The sequence below is a fragment of the Cocleimonas sp. KMM 6892 genome (genome assembly GCF_035798195.1).
GTDB classification, from domain to species: domain Bacteria; phylum Pseudomonadota; class Gammaproteobacteria; order Thiotrichales; family Thiotrichaceae; genus Cocleimonas; species Cocleimonas flava.
The window spans coordinates 565,610-581,630 of the sequence record NZ_JAPFBV010000001.1; the positions used below are offsets into that span (position 1 = coordinate 565,610).

Sequence of the window (16,021 nt, forward strand, 5' to 3'; positions counted from 1 at the left end):
TTTGCTTAAAATAATCAAAACGCCAACTCATTTTCAATAAAATCGCTTCGTAATGGCATTCAAAAAGACTCATTTATTCATATTTAATTTGACAAATACAATACTTCATTACTATAGTTCGATATATGTCGAACTATAGTAATGATATTCATAAACGCGCCGAAATGTTTAAAGCTTTGGGCAATCCACATCGTCTGGCTATTTTTCAACGCCTATCGACCTGCTGTGTTCCGGGAACAATATGCTCGGTCGAAGATGCGATTCGTTTTACCGTGGGAGAACTGGGCGAAGATTTAGAAATAGCGCCTTCGACCGTCTCTCATCATCTCAAAGAATTGCTCCGTGCAGGCTTAATCCAGTCACGGCGCAATGGTAAAAACATCGAATGCTGGATTGAACCGCAACTGCTTGATCAGCTCTCCGATTTTTTTAAAGTGAATAGTGATATTCAACAGATGACTTGAAGCGCCATGATAAAAACTGGCTCGCTTGAAGAACAACTTACTCAATAATGTTTTGAATAGCATATCGAATAATGTCTCGAACGAACGAACGATCAAACGAACAACAAAAGGTGAAACCATGAGTGAAAATGAAAATTGCTGTGCTCCAAGCTGTTGTGATGAAACACAGCCTGACACTGCGGCAAAAAATAATACTTTCCGCGAAAATGTCCGTGAAAAATACGCAAAGGTTGCCAACGCAGTCACCGAAGATGATTGCGATGCACCAGCAGCGAGTTGTTGTGGAACCTCCGATGATGAAGCCATAAACACCCTAATCTCAACCCGCCTAGGTTATTCACAGGCTGAACTTAATGCCGTCCCTTCTGGTGCTGATATGGGACTAGGTTGTGGTAATCCGCAGGCGATTGCCGCACTGAAAGCTGGCGAGACGGTTGTCGACCTTGGTTCTGGCGGTGGTTTCGATTGTTTTCTGGCATCACCCGCAGTCGGCGAGACGGGGCACGTGATCGGCATCGATATGACACCCGATATGATCAGCAAAGCACGCAATAATGCCAACACGGGTAAATTCAGCAATGTTGAATTTCGCCTGGGTGAAATCGAACACCTGCCAGTTGCCGATAATAGTGTTGATGTGATTATCTCTAACTGCGTGATCAATCTCTCACCCGACAAAGGTCAGGTCTTCAAAGAAGCGTATCGTATTTTAAAAACAGGCGGCAGACTTGCCATATCTGATGTTGTCGCAACGATTGAACTACCAGAAGAAATGCGTAACGACCCACTATTAATAGCAGGCTGTATGGGCAATGCCGCACTTATTGATGATCTAACGAATGATTTAGAAGCAGCAGGCTTTAGGGATATTGCGATACAACCAAAAGATTCCTCTAAGGAATTTATTCAGGACTGGGCACCGGGAATTGGTGTGGAAAATTATGTGGTTGCGGCAACCATTGAGGCGGTTAAAGTTTAACCCCCTCCTACTTAAATGAGTTCTCGCTTTGTTTTTTAAAGCGCTATAACGAATTTATGCCAGAGCTTAGTTATAGCTCGACTGAAAGGAGCCCCTAGAATATAGCGTGTATAAGGGCACTTTTTTCAATGTTTATTCCTATGATAAAAAGAGGCAGACTTACTAACTGCCTCTTTTTAATTGTTCTCTTATAAACTGAGTAAGGATCAATTACTGAACCCAAGCAGGCAATACTGGCATATCGTCTTGGTCTGGTGGGTTTTCAGCACCATTGGCTTTCAAGTTATTGGAAAGCTTTGTCAATAACCCAGCTTCACCTGCGGCAACTGCTATTTCATTAAACGTAGCTTCACCCACACCATTAAATCTTCCATCATCAGCAAAGTCATCTGCCAATAATAAGAGCTTGGTAGCATCGCCATCAATGGCTAGAAAGGCACCTGAAAATAACAACAAGTTTGCATTATCTTCGCTAAAGCCTCCTTCGCCACCTAAAACGCTTAGTTCTTCAGCACCGCGATCGATATCATCGGTTACTCGTTTTAAACCGAAGACTTCTCTCAGGTCAGTTTGCGCTCTACTCCATGCGTTATACATACTTCTGCCGTCTCGAAGCCTTTCGAAGATTCGCGCCGCGGCCAAATGTGTGAATAGGTTGATATTCGCTTTATCGTTAAAACTGTCTTTTTCTGTTATCGCATCTAAAGCTAGCGCTTCATCGCTATGACTGCCTGTGTATTCATTAAAATAGCGACCAGAAACTCTCAGTTCAATCCAGCCGTTTGATACATTTTTAAACGAAAACCTTCCTTGATCATCGGAAACTTGTCTATCATCTTCATCGTAACCATCACGATACCCTTCATAATCAAGACTGTATAAATAAACCGTCGCCCCTTCTTTGAACGGACCTTTTTGCGCCGACCCTGCCATTCTATCGGTTAAATTACAGGCTGAAATCGAAACAGCTAAACCGAGAATACAGAGTGTTCGAATAAACATAGTCATATCCCTTATCTAAAATGATGTGAGTAAAAGTGAGCCGGTTAGAATCAATCGACAATAGCCTATATTTAAAAACAACTATTCAAAATAACGTCTGTTAAAAATAGCTTCTATAAAAACTTCACTCTAACAAATATTAGATGGAAAACTACCAACAGTCTAGGAAAGGGCTTCAATGAGCGTAGTAGAATCAGGCAGATGCAAGCTTCAAAAAGCTGATCAACACACTTAAAAATCAGCGAAAATCATATATTATTATGATTCTTAACTCATCCTAAACGGGCAAACCAATGAAGTGTTACAACCACCATAATCATGATGCCGTTGGCGTATGCAAAAGCTGTCTTAAAGGCATTTGCACAGAGTGCGCCACCGATATTGGTGGCGGCATTACTTGCTCTGATGAATGCGCGACCAATGCAAAAGATTCGATAGCCTTACTCAAGAGCACCGTTGCATCGCAAAAAGATTTTAAAAAGGGAGGTGGCTATGTCGCCCCTATTTTCTTTTTACTCATGGGTCTTGGTTTTATTGGCTTCTCATTATACAAAGAAGGCTTTGGTGAGTTTGGGTACCTGTTTGGAGGTCTATTCACCTTATTCGGCATCGCTATCGCTTTTCTGAATTATCGTCACGTCAAAAGGCAACGATAATATTCGCACACTTAATGGCAACAGACCGAACCATTTCTAACTAGCTCTTTTGACTTTCGTTTTTTTTCAACAGCCTTGTCACTCTTTGTGCTAATTGTGTTTATTGCCTTAACAGTATGACTAGAGGCATTTGCGGTTGTTGCCGTTAGCTTTGCAAACACTCTCTGTAGCAGGCTGTTTTTTCTTGGTTCGACACCTTTAGCTTGCTGCTCCAAAATCTGCCTATCGTTTTCGCGTATTTCCGAAAGCGTTGGCTGACGACCATTCCGTATCGGCATTCCAACAAAGCCGGATAAGTGATTCACTTGTCTTTCAAACTTTCTCTGATATTGTTGATTATTGTTTTTCATTTTAGATATTCTCCTCATTGTGCCTTACTTAATGTTTGGCTTTTCGTTGCCATGTGAGAATAATCAAGGAATACAGTGCGCTTAACAAACGATTAGATCTAAGCTATACTTTAGAAATTCTATTGCGAAAAGGATTGAGAACACCGAAATCATGCGTCGTCTTCCGCCACTCAATTCAATTCGAGCCTTTGAAGCCACCGCGCGTCATTTAAGTTTTTCAAAAGCCGCTGAAGAGCTCAACGTCACCCCTGGCGCGGTTAGCCAGCAAGTTAAAGTGCTGGAAGATTATCTAAATATCAAACTTTTCAAACGCAGAAATCGACTGATACTGTTGACCGATGAAGCGCAAATCTGCCTGCCTTTACTGACACAAGGCTTAGATAATATGGCGCACGCCATCGATTTAATTCGTAAACAAAACGACGATAAGCCGCTAACTATTACGGCATCTCCGACATTTACTTCGCGCTGGTTAATGCCGCGACTGAGCAGCTTTCAGCACGAATTTCCCGATATAGATGTGAGAATTGATGCCAGTAATGATCTTGCTGATTTGATTAATGACGATATTGATGTCGGAATCCGTTTTGGCACTGGAGAATACCCGGGACTAGAAGCAGACTATCTGTTCTCCCAGAGCGTAATCGCTGTCTGCAACCCTGAACTCCTAAAAAGAAAAGACAAACTGAAAACCCCTGAAGACCTCAAACACCATACACTGCTGCATGCGCATGGCGATTATTTCTTCATCGACAACACGCATGTAGATTGGGAAATGTGGTTTGCTACCGTTGGTGCCAAAGGAATAGACGGCCGTCATGGCCTGCATTTTTCACAACATAATCTCTTAGTGGAAGCTGCTATCCGCGGACAAGGCGTTGCTCTGGTTGGTGATGTGGTGGTCAATGACGAGCTAAAAACCGGGCAATTAGTAAAACTTTTTGAAGATACCGACATCCCACTTAAATTTTCTTATTATCTGATTTACCCCAACGTTAAATCTAATTTGCCGCGTGTGAAAATATTTAGGCAATGGCTGTTAGATGAAGTAAAAAAAGTAAGGCGCAAATAACGCTTTTGTAAATCCTCTAGCAACTGTTTTTCCATCAATAAAAGTGATTAGCAACATACTACGCTACTTTCCTTACGCCAGAGGCGCCTTACACAGCATAATCTATTGCAAAAAGTATTATTATTTAATTTTAAGCCTAATAAACTCAATATATACGGTTTTTTATACTTATTTTTAAAATTCTTACAGAGTTTTAGAAAATCTTTACTATAGTTTTATTCAATGTACTGTCTTGCGCATTTTAATAGATAGTATTTTCGACTAATTTAAAAACCACAGTGATTACTTCTGTATTAATTCTACAGTTGTATTCGTTTTCACCCTACACAAAAAACTAAAGGCTGTTATTTATGAAAACACTCAATCGATATCTCATAGGGATATTTTTAACAATACTATCATTCGGAGCATTTGCTGCTGAAGAAGAACCAAGCTCATTCAGTGCATTGCTTACTGGAGTCAGTAGTGGGGTTGATACATTTTTTAACGATTATTTAGGTTGGTTTGTTAATCTTATTTTCTATAGTTTACCTGTCGCAGGCACCAAGTTCCCATTAATCGTTGGCTGGTTATTTATCGCAGCGATCATTTTCACCTTCTATTTCGGTTTTGTTCAATTTAGACGCTCTGGTTTAGCGCTAGGGATTGTAAGCGGCAAGTATTCTGACCCTAACGCAAAGGAAGATGGTGAGGTTTCTCACTTTCAGGCCTTAACAACGGCACTATCTGGTACGGTTGGTCTGGGTAACATCGCTGGTGTTGGTGTCGCGGTCGCTATTGGTGGACCTGGCGCTACGTTCTGGATGATTATGTGTGGCCTGTTAGGAATGGCTTCTAAATTCTTTGAATGTACTTTGGGGGTTAAATACAGAACCATCTTACCGTCAGGTGCAGTATCTGGTGGACCCATGTACTACTTGCGCGACGCCATGGCTGAGAGAGGCTTCGGCGGCTTGGGTAAAGTACTGGCAATCGGCTTTGCGCTGATGTGTATCCTTGGTTCGTTTGGTGGCGGTAACATGTTCCAGGCTAATCAGGCACACGCAATGTTAACGTATGCGTTTGATGTTCCACCTGAGTACGGAATTATCACAGGTGTGGTACTTGCTGCATTAGTATTCTCTGTAATCGTGGGTGGTATGCCTTCAATTGCATCAGTGACTGAGAAAGTAGTTCCTTACATGGCTGCGCTTTATCTTGGTATGGGTATCATCGTCATTCTAATGAACCTTGATCAAATCGGTGCGGCATTCTCTGCAATATTCGAAGGCGCATTTACCGGTGCTGGTGTTGTCGGTGGTGTTCTTGGTGCGTTAATACAAGGTTTGAAACGTGCTACATTCTCTAACGAAGCGGGTATTGGTTCTGCGGCAATTGCTCACTCTGCGGTTAAGACAAAAGAGCCAATTACAGAAGGCTTGGTTGCGACGCTTGAGCCTTTCATCGATACCGTTGTTATTTGTACAATGACTGCATTAGTCATCACAATCGCAGGCTTAAACGTTGCTCCATTTGATGGCGCTGGTTTAACCGGTGTTCAATTAACTGCTGCTTCGTTCTCAGACTCGGTTGGTATCTTTAAATACTTCCTTGCTCTTGCAGTAATCATGTTTGCATTCTCAACAATGATTTCATGGTCTTACTACGGTCTTAAAGCCTGGACTTACCTTTTTGGTGAAGGCAAATCAATGGAAATGATTTTCAAACTAATCTTCTGTATGTTTGTAATCGTTGGTGCAACTATCCAGTTTGGTGCAGTAATCGACTTCTCTGATGCGGCAATATTTGCAATGTCTATCTTCAACATCATCGGTCTTTACTTCTTAATGCCGATTGTTAAAGAAGAATTAGCGTCTTTTGTAGCACGTGTAAAATCAGGTGAAATCAAGAAGTACAAGTAATCGAGACTTATTAATAAGCATTAATAAATATTGATTCATGTAAAATTAAAGCCCACTTCGGTGGGCTTTTTTTTGAGCTTAAATTGATCTTCAACTGAGCTATAACTGGGTTTCAATATACAAACGAATCAAGAATTAGCTAATTAGGAGGAGTAACTAAAATGAAGATAAAAGATACGCCTATAGACCTGAATAAAGCCATATTACAGAAAGGCCCAAAATTCAGGTCTCACACCGTTATATTTCAAAACAATGTTGCTGACCTTAAGCCGACGATGAGTTCATTGGCGTTTTGTCTTGTGTATATTGTGGTTGGCTTGTTTTTATTGGCCCTTGCCGCCATCGTTTACCACAACAAAAAACAACTCGACTTTACGCTTTTCCTTGGAGGTGTGGGTATAGCTATTTTGACGTTTGGCATCACCTTAGTCATGCCGTTTGTCAAACAGGTTACTTTTGATAAAAACACAGGCTCTTACAAAAACAATATCGACCGTAAGGTAAAACTTGAAAATATTATCTCACTTCAGATACTGAATAAAATGGTTACAAGTAAGCATGGCTTAAGTTACCCATGCTATGAACTCAATATGCTAACCAAAAATGGACGTCGAATTAACGTACTTAACCACAACGATATAGACCAGTTATTAAGTGACGCTGAAAAACTGGCTGAATTCTTATCCGTGGAACTCATCGACTTACGACATGAAATAATTCTGTAACCTACTGAAAAATGCACTGGGAGAATGTGCACCATATTCTATGAATACCCAAGGTAAAAATGCATACTCCCAAGGTATCAGATTAAATCAAAATAACATCAGGAATTAAATGACAAACCGTCAATCGAACATCATTTTTTATAGCATTATCTCGATAATAATTTACGCAATAATCATCAGCTATACCAATCCGGAATTTTTCGATAACTTCTCAAAAAGCAAAGAAGAAATTGCCATCAATGAGGCGATGAAAAATGGAGAGCATAAAAAAGCGCTGACCATCTACCAGCAATTGGTCGATGAAAAAATAAGTGATGGCGAAGAAAACACCGCTGAAACAGCCAGCATCTATGAAGATATGGCAGACCTTTACTACAAACTAGGAAACGCCGCGGAAGAAAAAAATTATTATCTGAAATCTTTAGCGATCAAAAAAAAGCTGAAGAAAAATGACATGTTTGGCTTTGCCAAAACCTATTTTAAATTGGGGCTGATTGCTGAAGAGGAAAAGCAATACGACCAGGCGCAACAATATTTCGAGCTATCCTTGTCAAAAAGACTCGGAAAAAAAGACAATGAAGAAGCGCAGGATGAACGTGAAGACAAAGGCATGATTAACGGCATGCATGAATCCCGCCTCAGCTATATCAGGCTGAATAACGAAGTGACTATCGATACATTTAAAAAATTAGGCGCGATACATAATGTCAAAAAAGAATACGCTCTGGCTAAGCAATATTATGAAAAAGCCTTAGCCGCCAGCAAAATCACGCATGGGGAAGATGCACCTGAAACTGCAGAAATAATGGATCTGCTAAATAAGATAGAACAGTAACTAAAAAAAACAAAGTCACCCCCTACTTGAATGAGCTCTTCGTTTTGTTTTTTAAAACGTTAGAGCAAATTTATACCAAAGCTTAGTTATAGCTCGACTAAAAGGAGATACTATAACTTAGCGTGTATTCAGGCACTTTTTAAAAAAAGCCCTGTAAGTAGGGGGGTGACTTTATGGTTACTAGTGGCTACTAGTGCTTATTAACCGAGATTTACATTTAACTCAATGATCATCCAGCATCTAGATTAAACGTAATACCTGCCCAACCACCAAGCGGTTTAAATTTCTATTGTTAATACGATTCAATCTTGCAAGTCTTTGAACACTCACACCTGTTTTATACGAAATTTGAATCAATGTATCACCAGGGCGAACCGAATAGGCAATCTGCTTGCTCACACGTTTCTGGTTATAGCGCTTGTTACGATTGTCATAACGAACACGCTGTTGGTAACGGTTGTATTGCTTATTAAATCTTTTAACGTGCTGAAAACGTTTGGTTTTCACATGTTTATTGGCAACAGGCTGTCTAAAGCTCGTTTTGGTAACAACCACTTTTCTAGTCGGCGTGTTTTTTACGACCACTCTTTTCGTTATCGTTTTGTTATGTGCATATTTCTTATGCTTAACCTTTTGGACTTTGCTTTTATTAACCTGACGTTCGAAACTATTATGATTTCTATCGCCATCTGCAAATGCGTTACCGGTGAAGGCTAAAGCCATAACTGAAAGTGTGGTTGCTAATGTTAATTTAATGTTTTTCATGATCCTCATCCTTAAAATAGTTATTAAAATAATTAAAACAGTAACCGTTTGAAGTTGTTTTCAATCGATGAGTAAAGTTTGCATCAGGCAAATGAAAATTTGGGTAGCGACCACGTAAAGAAATGTAAATGAATGTCTACTTTTGTTGAAGCTGAATGGCAAAGTCGACGAAAAATGAAGCGCGGCAAATCTAAAGACGCATCATGTCTTCGTTTCTACATGATAAAAAAAGTGCCCCAAAGGTGGGGGGTGGCTTTGGGCTTTGGGCTTTGAAATTTGGGATTTGTAATCATTAATAGTGATTAACCATTATTTAGAGTTTTTCATAACATTCCAGAACGGCTTCCCACTCGTTCTTTATCATCCAGAAGCTGCGACGATTCATCCAGCGTCGAAAACGATTGGGGCGCTTCGCTGACAAAATTGCATTAACCACCCATTTCTCATCAAAACCGGCCCACTCTCCCGCGACTGAATGCAAGTTCGCAATACAAACGGGAAACACTTCGAACATCAGGATATCGTTTATTTCATCCAGCGAATAGCCGGACTCATGCATTCTCCGTGCGATAAAGGCCAAATCATGTTGTTGCAGTTGTGTATCCAGAAATAAATCAGACAGAGCCACCCACAGTGGCTTTCTAATCGTTAATGTAGCGCTATCGAATCTCATAGTGATACGAATTATACATGGGTAAATTCACCTAAAACTAATCTCGAACCAGGCTCAAAATAAGCCCGCTTTTTCAATGATTTCTAATTTAGCCTAAGACTTTCATGTTTCTGTAATATTTTTTTCCTATAATCCCTATGTTACGCAATAACTTTTATCTTTAAATTAAGACCTAACAAATAAAAAGGAAATTTATGAAAAGCCTAAAACTAAAAAAGATACTTCTTACATTACCCCTTATCAGTGCAACATTATTTGCAGGAACTTCTACCTACGCAGAAGAATTAAGACTTCTAACATGGGGCGGATACGCGCCAGATGAAGTGATCAAACTGTTTAAAGAAGAAACAGGCATCGATGTAAAAGTTACCAAATCAAACAACGAAGACATGATCTCAAAGCTTCGTGCTACTGGCGGTTCTGGATTCGACCTAGCGCAACCAAGTCAGGACCGTGTAACAGGCGCACAAGAAAATCATGATATTTACAAGCCAATGGATTTATCAAAGATAAATGGTGGTTTATTCATCACTTCAATGTTAGATGCAACCAAGGCAAACACCACGTTTAAAGACAACGTTTACAGTGTGCCGCACATTTGGGGTACTAGCGGATTAGTGGTAAACACTAAAACGGCAGGCATGGTTAAAGATTACACCGACCTTTGTAGCAAAGACTTAATGGGCAAAGTGTCTTACCGTTTAAAGCGTCCAACGCTAATCGGTTTTGCATTCGCAATGGGCTTAGACCCTTTCGCAGCGTACGCTGACAAAGAAAAATACACAGAACTCATGTCAAAAGTTGAAGCGAAACTGGTTGAATGTAAGCCAGTTGTTAAAACGTACTGGACAGGTGGCGACGCACTCTTAAACCTACTACGTTCAGGTGAAGTAACAGCGGCGATGGCTTGGGATACAGGCGGATGGAAGCTAAACAAAGAAAACAAAGACATCACTTTTGTTGCACCTAAATCTGGCGCTCTAGGCTGGATTGATACCTTCACACTTCCACGTAAAGGCAAGAATGACGAAGCGGCTTACAAATGGATCAACTTTGTAATGAAGCCAGAAATCGCGGCTAAAATCACTGCAGTTGCGGGTAACTTCACTGCATCTAAAGGTGCTGATGAATTTGCTGATGACGTACTAAAAGCACAATTCCAGGATAGCTTCCCACAAGCAGCACTGGATAATGTTAAATGGTACCCACCAGTGCCAGCAGGCCTTGAAGAAATAGAAGGTAAAGTTCTGGATCGCGTTAAAGCGGCAAAGTAACAGTTAAAAAAACGTCAGAAATAATTCTCTAAATTATTTCTTTATACAGGACGAATCGCCTCTCTCAGGTTTATACTGAGAGGGGTATTTTTTATTTCTGAGCCAATCGATGACACAAAACGTAACTGCGAAAAATTCAAACAATAGCACCATAATTGACCTGGAAACCCGCAATGTAAATAAGCATTACGGTGACTTTACAGCTGTCGATGACGTTAGCCTAAAAATCGAAAAAGGCTCCTTCTTCTCTATTCTTGGTCCATCAGGTTGCGGCAAAACCACCCTGCTTCGGATGATTGCCGGATTTGACGAGCCAGACTCTGGCGACATACTTATTCAAGGCAGTTCGGTACTCGGCGTTCCAGCGAATAAACGACCTGCCAATATGGTGTTTCAACACCTTGCACTATTCCCGATGATGTCCGTGGCGGATAACGTCGCATATGGTTTAAAACAGCGTAAGGTTGCCTCTGCCGAAATCAATAAACGCGTCAAAAATGCACTCGAAAGCGTGGATCTTGGCGATTCAGGAAAAAAGAAAATCTCACAGCTATCAGGCGGTCAAAAGCAACGTATCGCCATCGCTCGCTGTCTGGTTCTCGAACCCAAATTACTCTTGCTTGATGAGCCACTCGGTGCGCTCGACCTGAAACTGCGCGAGCACATGAAAGTCGAACTCAAGCAAATGCAAAGCCGTGTCGGCACTACCTTTATCTATATCACCCACGACCAGTCAGAAGCACTGGTGATGTCGAATAAAGTCGCGGTGATGAACAACGGCGCCTTCGAACAGGTCGGCACACCTTCTGATTTGTACTATCACCCAGAAACCTCCTTTGTTGCAGGCTTTGTTGGCGATGCGAATAAATGGCAAGCCAAAGTCACCCAAGTCGATAACGTCAGTTGCACCACCCAGGTTGCTAATGGCCCTGCGCTACGCGGGAAGATCAACGGCACGGCACCTATTGCAGTGGGCGAAAAAGTTGATGTGTTTGTACGTCCCGAAGCTATCAAAATCGTCCAGAATGGGCAAACAGCCGATCCAAACGAAAACAGCCTGCAATGCACAGTCGTCGACCTACTCTTTAACGGCGCAAATAGCACGGCACTACTGGTCGACGTTGCTTCTGGTAAAGAGCTGCACGTCGCTTTACCTCAAACCGGTGAATTTATAGGTTTACAGAAGGGAGAAGCCCTCACGATTTCCTGGTCTCAAGACCAGACTCATTGCTTTTCGAGTAAATCTTTACATCCCAGGGCTGATACGTGAAGCAACACACTTCCATATTCTTCTGGTTGTTATTAGCGCCTTTCGCGTTATGGCTAATACTGCTGGTTATCATTCCGCACATCGATATGCTTGGCATCGCGCTGCGCGAGCAAACAGCCCCCAGAGAATACGCTTTCAGCTTTAAAAACTTTATCGAATTCTTTACCGAACCGCTGTATTGGCGCACCTTTATGCGCACCGCGGTTATGTCGATACTGGCAACCGCACTCACGCTTTTAATCGCATTTCCCGTCTCCTACTACATCGCTAAAATGTTACGTGGCAGATCGAAATCATTCCTGTTTTTACTCTGCCTGATTCCATTCTGGGTGAGTGAATTAGTACGTACTTACGGCTGGATGATTCTACTGCGCGAAACCGGTGTTATCAGTAATGCGCTGCAGTGGGCAGGCTTGGTGTCTGGCCCTGTTGAATTACTCTATAACGACGCCGCAATTATGGTTGGGCTGGTTTATACCTCGATGCTGTTCATGGTGGTGCCGCTAGTGACCGTTTTGGAAAGCCTGGACGATGACATCATCGAAGCCAGTTACGACCTTGGCGGCAATATGTGGACGACCATGCGCCAAATCGTTATCCCGCACGCGATGCCTGGTATCGTTTCTGGTTGTATCATCGTGTTTATGATGACCTTGGGTAACTACCTCACACCGAATTTGCTTGGTGGTAAGGATAGCCTGTGGTTTACCGAACAAATTTACACCCAGTTTATTACTCGCTTTAACTGGGAGCTTGGCTCAGCCTTCGGTATTTTGCTGTTATTGCTGTCCTCATTGATTGTCTGGCTTGGGCTTAAACTCAGCAGACAAACGCTAACGAGTACCATGACATGAGAATGTTTTTAATCGAGACAAGAAGGACATGATACCGTCAATCTCACAGCCCGCCTCGCTTCGCTGGACGTATCGCGCGTATATATTGTTATTCTATATATTCCTGATTGCGCCATTAGCTGTGGTCGCCACCTTTGCCTTCAATGACTCGCTATTCCCATCGCTACCGTGGAATGGTTTTACTCTTGACTGGTTTACCAGCGATACGCCCCAACGTTTAGGCGTGTTTAGCGATTCGGCGATGCTCGAAAGTGTCGGCGTTTCTGCCTTTATTGCCTTCTGGGTAACTACCTTGTCGATCTTTGTCGCCACCACCAATGCGTTTCTGTTTGAACACTACGACTTCCGTTTCAAAGAATTTCTCTACATGCTGATGCTATTGCCGCTGGTTATTCCGGGCGTAATTTTAGGCATCTCGATACTTATCTCATCCAACTCCATGGCGAATTATATGGATGAAGTATTTAACCTCGAAGTTGAATTCTTAAGGCCAGGTTTAGTACTGGTAATACTTGGACAATTCGCTTTCATTACCACCATTGCCACGATGGTAATCGGCGCGCGCTTGCGCAAAATGGATCGTTCATTAGAAGAAGCTGCTTACAACCTTGGCGCGACTAAAACGTCGGTGTTACGAACCATCACACTGCCCTATTTAAGACCGGCAATGATCGGCGCAGGCATCGTTGCTTTTCTCATGAGTTTCGAAAACTTCAACACCACGTTGATGCTGACAAGTTCCGATTCGCCACTTACCATCACCATGTTCGATCGCCTACGCGAAGGCTCTACACCTGAGCTGAATGCGGTCTCGTTATTGTTAATGATCGTTTCCGGAGTACTGGCACTGATTAGTGTGTTTGTGCAGAAGAAGGAAGATAGTTAGCTATTTTCAAATAACAGCTAAAAAAAGTGCCTCAAAGGTGGGGGGTGCCTTTACAAAGCACCATGATCTTTTAGTAACTGCTGTATCTCTTCGGCCATCTTCGAATAGCCTGCTTCATTGAAGTGGACGCTGTCTGATTTAAATTTGGGTTTGCGAATTAATGACGAGATAATTTCAGCTTCGAGCGGTACTCGATGCTCTTCTGCCAGCTCGGAATATAATGGCGCAGCATCTGAGAATAATTGTTTTTTCGGCACGCCGACTAATACCACTTGAATCCCTTCTGCTTTGGCTAAATTGATCATCGCAGATAGGTTTTTCTTGGTTTCTGAAAGGCTCTTATTACGTAAAATATCATTGCCACCTTCCAGCAGAATCATCAGTTCTGGATTGGTTTTTTCGATCACTGCTGCCAAACGCGCCAAGCCATCTGCGGTTACTTCGCCGGATATTCCGGCATTGACTACCTGCCTACCGGTAAGTCTGGCTAAAACGCTAGGATAGCTATTCTCGGGTTTTACGCCAACACCCGAAGTTAGGCTATCGCCGAAAGCGAGAATAACGCCCGACTCTGACACCCTGCTGAGCAATTTTTCACTGCCACATGCCTGCAATAGTAACGTTACAAACAATAACGCAAAGATACTGACCCATGATCTTTTCAGATCGACGCTTTTTGAAATGAGAATTCTGTTTAGCATCGTTCAAGTATGAAACATCGTTGGTTTAAAAGAAAACCGAACCGACAAACGCAGCAAGGCATTTACCCGTTTTTTACCTGTTTTTTTTACTTGCCTTTCACCCCTTATCGCTCAATATTTACTTTCGTAATCACACATAAATAACAGGCAAAAAAACACCCCCAAAGTGTGGGGGTGCCTTATAAAACGTTGATGAAATTATTGTAATTCCAGATTCAGTTTTTTAGTCTTCTCAAGTGTATTTTTAACGGCTGTTTTATCAACCGTCGTCTCAGCCACATTAACGTTAGCTTTTTTTGCGCTCATTGACAGACTGCTACCCACTGAAGTTTGACTTGCCTGGTTCGTCGCAGTCCTGTTACCAGGGCCAAAATCAACACCCTCACTGTACTGGCTAGCCTTATCAGTCTCTGTCGTTTTGCTCACGCCATTCTGCAGAAGCTCACTATATTGAGTACTCTTATCCGCAAATGCTACGCCAGCAAAAGACAAAGCCAATACCGATAGTGTTCTCGCTAATTTTAATTTTACGTTTTTCATAGTCATTATCCTCTATTTAACATGATGGCTTTAAGCCGTTTTAAAGTCTCTGTTGAGACCATGAAAATAGTTTGACGAAGTAACATGCAAAAAATAAGCATCAAATGAGTAAAGAACAGGATGTGCCAACACGCAAAAAAACACCCCCAAAGTGTGGGGGTGCCTTTTAGCTATTAATACGTCAGCTATTGATAATTAAGCATCTTGTGAATTATGAAAGTCTTAAAATCTGGCCGATACGAATATTATTGATATTCCAGTTCGTAATACGGTTCAGTTGTGCCAGTTTATTCACGCTAACGCCTGTTTTTAAAGAGATTCGGTACAAGGTATCACCTGAGCGAACTTTGTAAGAATGCGTCTTTACCGTTCTATTTACGTTTCTGTGCACATTAGTTTTAACAACTTTTTTAGTATTGTAGCGATTCTTCGACACATACTGCGATTTTGCGGGCTTCTTCACGATATTCTTGGTGACGACTACCTTCTTCGGCGTTGCTTTTTTCACCGTCACTTTTTTTACTGTGACTTTTTTAGCCGCCATATTTTTAGCATGAAAAGTTTTATTGGTGACTTTTTTATTACTGCTCTGCTTTTTATTAAAAGACACTTTATCTTGTTGCTTCTGATTGTTGTATCGCTTGCCATTATCAGCAGATGCTGCACTAGCAAATGTTAAAGCCAATACCGAAAGTGTTGTCGCTAATGTTAGTTTTACGTTTTTCATGATATCCATCCTTTAGTTAATTATTAGGTGTTAATCCGTTTGCTGTGTTTGTTCAAACGATGGATGTAGTTTGCATCAGCTAAATGCAAACTTGGGTATAGACAAAGTAAAGAAGTGTAAAGTGGTGTAGCGCTAGTGTTGCAGGCACACTGAAATGTGCAAATTTAACCCTATTCTGCTGAATTTGCTTACACTGTTGATAATTATTGCTGAATGATGCTGATTGATATTAATTGATACTAGAGAGAAGTAAGCGCTAAAAAAGTGCTTATAAGTAGGGGGGTGTGTTTGCAATGTTTAAATAACACGTTTTACTCACCATACAAGCGATCAAGGCAGTGAATAAT

At 41.6% G+C, this 16,021-nt stretch carries 18 protein-coding genes; 11 read left to right on the plus strand and 7 right to left on the minus strand.

The window, feature by feature from the left end; all coding sequences use genetic code 11:
- Positions 1 to 125: 125 nt before the first annotated feature.
- Positions 126 to 464, plus strand: a complete 339-nt coding sequence (locus OO007_RS02570) for an ArsR/SmtB family transcription factor (RefSeq protein ID WP_325807627.1) — start codon at positions 126 to 128, stop codon at positions 462 to 464.
- 118 nt (positions 465 to 582) lie between these two features.
- Positions 583 to 1,443, plus strand: coding sequence for an arsenite methyltransferase (locus OO007_RS02575; RefSeq protein WP_325807628.1), 861 nt, complete (start codon positions 583 to 585; stop codon positions 1,441 to 1,443).
- Between the two features lie 210 nt (positions 1,444 to 1,653).
- On the opposite strand, the gene OO007_RS02580 is transcribed toward OO007_RS02575, so the two are convergent.
- Entirely contained in the window at positions 1,654 to 2,445 is a 792-nt protein-coding gene (locus OO007_RS02580) for a hypothetical protein (RefSeq protein WP_325807629.1), read from the minus strand.
- Between the two features lie 293 nt (positions 2,446 to 2,738).
- Between OO007_RS02580 and OO007_RS02585 the strand changes: the two genes are divergently transcribed.
- A complete protein-coding gene (locus OO007_RS02585; protein ID WP_131904465.1) occupies positions 2,739 to 3,101 on the plus strand; it encodes a hypothetical protein in 363 nt (120 codons plus the stop codon).
- 11 nt (positions 3,102 to 3,112) lie between these two features.
- Here OO007_RS02585 and OO007_RS02590 read toward each other — a convergent pair whose 3' ends face one another.
- A complete protein-coding gene (locus OO007_RS02590; RefSeq protein ID WP_325807630.1) occupies positions 3,113 to 3,451 on the minus strand; it encodes a hypothetical protein in 339 nt (112 codons plus the stop codon).
- Between the two features lie 151 nt (positions 3,452 to 3,602).
- On the opposite strand from OO007_RS02590, the gene OO007_RS02595 reads away from it, so the two are divergent.
- The 4 genes from OO007_RS02595 (at position 3,603) to OO007_RS02610 (ending at position 7,984) form a co-directional block, all read left to right on the plus strand.
- Positions 3,603 to 4,523, plus strand: coding sequence for a transcriptional regulator GcvA (locus tag OO007_RS02595; protein ID WP_325807631.1), 921 nt, complete (start codon positions 3,603 to 3,605; stop codon positions 4,521 to 4,523).
- 350 nt (positions 4,524 to 4,873) lie between these two features.
- Positions 4,874 to 6,424 (plus strand): alanine/glycine:cation symporter family protein, encoded by a 1,551-nt coding sequence (locus OO007_RS02600; protein ID WP_131904468.1) that lies wholly within the window; start codon positions 4,874 to 4,876, stop codon positions 6,422 to 6,424.
- 161 nt (positions 6,425 to 6,585) lie between these two features.
- On the plus strand, positions 6,586 to 7,149 hold the full coding sequence (locus tag OO007_RS02605; protein ID WP_131904469.1) for a hypothetical protein: 564 nt from the start codon (positions 6,586 to 6,588) through the stop codon (positions 7,147 to 7,149).
- Between the two features lie 109 nt (positions 7,150 to 7,258).
- Positions 7,259 to 7,984, plus strand: coding sequence for a tetratricopeptide repeat protein (locus OO007_RS02610; RefSeq protein WP_325807632.1), 726 nt, complete (start codon positions 7,259 to 7,261; stop codon positions 7,982 to 7,984).
- A 240-nt stretch (positions 7,985 to 8,224) separates the two neighbouring features.
- On the opposite strand, the gene OO007_RS02615 is transcribed toward OO007_RS02610, so the two are convergent.
- A complete protein-coding gene (locus tag OO007_RS02615) occupies positions 8,225 to 8,749 on the minus strand; it encodes a LysM peptidoglycan-binding domain-containing protein (RefSeq protein ID WP_165874601.1) in 525 nt (174 codons plus the stop codon).
- A 313-nt stretch (positions 8,750 to 9,062) separates the two neighbouring features.
- A complete protein-coding gene (locus tag OO007_RS02620) occupies positions 9,063 to 9,422 on the minus strand; it encodes a DUF7079 family protein (RefSeq protein ID WP_325807633.1) in 360 nt (119 codons plus the stop codon).
- Positions 9,423 to 9,616: 194 nt separating this feature from the next.
- Here OO007_RS02620 and OO007_RS02625 point away from each other — a divergent pair, with 194 nt between their 5' ends.
- The 4 genes from OO007_RS02625 to OO007_RS02640 all read left to right on the plus strand — a co-directional run bounded on the left by OO007_RS02625 (position 9,617) and on the right by OO007_RS02640 (position 13,706).
- Positions 9,617 to 10,696 (plus strand): extracellular solute-binding protein, encoded by a 1,080-nt coding sequence (locus OO007_RS02625; RefSeq protein ID WP_131904473.1) that lies wholly within the window; start codon positions 9,617 to 9,619, stop codon positions 10,694 to 10,696.
- 109 nt (positions 10,697 to 10,805) lie between these two features.
- Entirely contained in the window at positions 10,806 to 11,966 is a 1,161-nt protein-coding gene (locus tag OO007_RS02630; protein ID WP_325807634.1) for an ABC transporter ATP-binding protein, read from the plus strand.
- Positions 11,963 to 12,820, plus strand: a complete 858-nt coding sequence (locus tag OO007_RS02635) for an ABC transporter permease (RefSeq protein ID WP_207906932.1) — start codon at positions 11,963 to 11,965, stop codon at positions 12,818 to 12,820. Before OO007_RS02630 ends, OO007_RS02635 begins: the two co-directional genes overlap by 4 nt.
- Positions 12,821 to 12,848: 28 nt before the next feature.
- Positions 12,849 to 13,706, plus strand: a complete 858-nt coding sequence (locus tag OO007_RS02640; protein ID WP_325807635.1) for an ABC transporter permease — start codon at positions 12,849 to 12,851, stop codon at positions 13,704 to 13,706.
- Positions 13,707 to 13,756: 50 nt separating this feature from the next.
- Here the strand turns inward: OO007_RS02640 and OO007_RS02645 are convergent, their stop codons facing one another.
- From OO007_RS02645 to OO007_RS02655, 3 genes are all read right to left on the minus strand, one after another.
- Positions 13,757 to 14,407 carry an arylesterase gene (locus OO007_RS02645; RefSeq protein WP_325807636.1) on the minus strand — a complete coding sequence of 217 codons (651 nt, stop codon included), beginning with the start codon at positions 14,405 to 14,407 and terminating at the stop codon, positions 13,757 to 13,759.
- A 198-nt stretch (positions 14,408 to 14,605) separates the two neighbouring features.
- Positions 14,606 to 14,947 carry a hypothetical protein gene (locus OO007_RS02650; protein ID WP_325807637.1) on the minus strand — a complete coding sequence of 114 codons (342 nt, stop codon included), beginning with the start codon at positions 14,945 to 14,947 and terminating at the stop codon, positions 14,606 to 14,608.
- A 211-nt stretch (positions 14,948 to 15,158) separates the two neighbouring features.
- Positions 15,159 to 15,674 (minus strand): LysM peptidoglycan-binding domain-containing protein, encoded by a 516-nt coding sequence (locus OO007_RS02655; RefSeq protein WP_165874602.1) that lies wholly within the window; start codon positions 15,672 to 15,674, stop codon positions 15,159 to 15,161.
- Between the last annotated feature and the right edge of the window lie 347 nt (positions 15,675 to 16,021).

Bases quoted from the DNA above. Each gene is read 5' to 3' on its own strand.
- OO007_RS02630 (WP_325807634.1), top strand. From the start codon at position 10,806: ATGACACAAAACGTAACTGCGAAAAATTCAAACAATAGCACCATAATT.
- OO007_RS02585 (WP_131904465.1), top strand. From the start codon at position 2,739: ATGAAGTGTTACAACCACCATAATCATGATGCCGTTGGCGTATGCAAA.
- OO007_RS02625 (WP_131904473.1), top strand. From the start codon at position 9,617: ATGAAAAGCCTAAAACTAAAAAAGATACTTCTTACATTACCCCTTATC.
- OO007_RS02645 (WP_325807636.1), bottom strand. From the start codon at position 14,407: ATGCTAAACAGAATTCTCATTTCAAAAAGCGTCGATCTGAAAAGATCA.
- OO007_RS02640 (WP_325807635.1), top strand. From the start codon at position 12,849: ATGATACCGTCAATCTCACAGCCCGCCTCGCTTCGCTGGACGTATCGC.
- OO007_RS02580 (WP_325807629.1), bottom strand. From the start codon at position 2,445: ATGTTTATTCGAACACTCTGTATTCTCGGTTTAGCTGTTTCGATTTCA.
- OO007_RS02650 (WP_325807637.1), bottom strand. From the start codon at position 14,947: ATGAAAAACGTAAAATTAAAATTAGCGAGAACACTATCGGTATTGGCT.
- OO007_RS02590 (WP_325807630.1), bottom strand. From the start codon at position 3,451: ATGAAAAACAATAATCAACAATATCAGAGAAAGTTTGAAAGACAAGTG.
- OO007_RS02615 (WP_165874601.1), bottom strand. From the start codon at position 8,749: ATGAAAAACATTAAATTAACATTAGCAACCACACTTTCAGTTATGGCT.
- OO007_RS02605 (WP_131904469.1), top strand. From the start codon at position 6,586: ATGAAGATAAAAGATACGCCTATAGACCTGAATAAAGCCATATTACAG.
- OO007_RS02655 (WP_165874602.1), bottom strand. From the start codon at position 15,674: ATGAAAAACGTAAAACTAACATTAGCGACAACACTTTCGGTATTGGCT.
- OO007_RS02570 (WP_325807627.1), top strand. From the start codon at position 126: ATGTCGAACTATAGTAATGATATTCATAAACGCGCCGAAATGTTTAAA.
- OO007_RS02595 (WP_325807631.1), top strand. From the start codon at position 3,603: ATGCGTCGTCTTCCGCCACTCAATTCAATTCGAGCCTTTGAAGCCACC.
- OO007_RS02610 (WP_325807632.1), top strand. From the start codon at position 7,259: ATGACAAACCGTCAATCGAACATCATTTTTTATAGCATTATCTCGATA.
- OO007_RS02575 (WP_325807628.1), top strand. From the start codon at position 583: ATGAGTGAAAATGAAAATTGCTGTGCTCCAAGCTGTTGTGATGAAACA.
- OO007_RS02600 (WP_131904468.1), top strand. From the start codon at position 4,874: ATGAAAACACTCAATCGATATCTCATAGGGATATTTTTAACAATACTA.
- OO007_RS02620 (WP_325807633.1), bottom strand. From the start codon at position 9,422: ATGAGATTCGATAGCGCTACATTAACGATTAGAAAGCCACTGTGGGTG.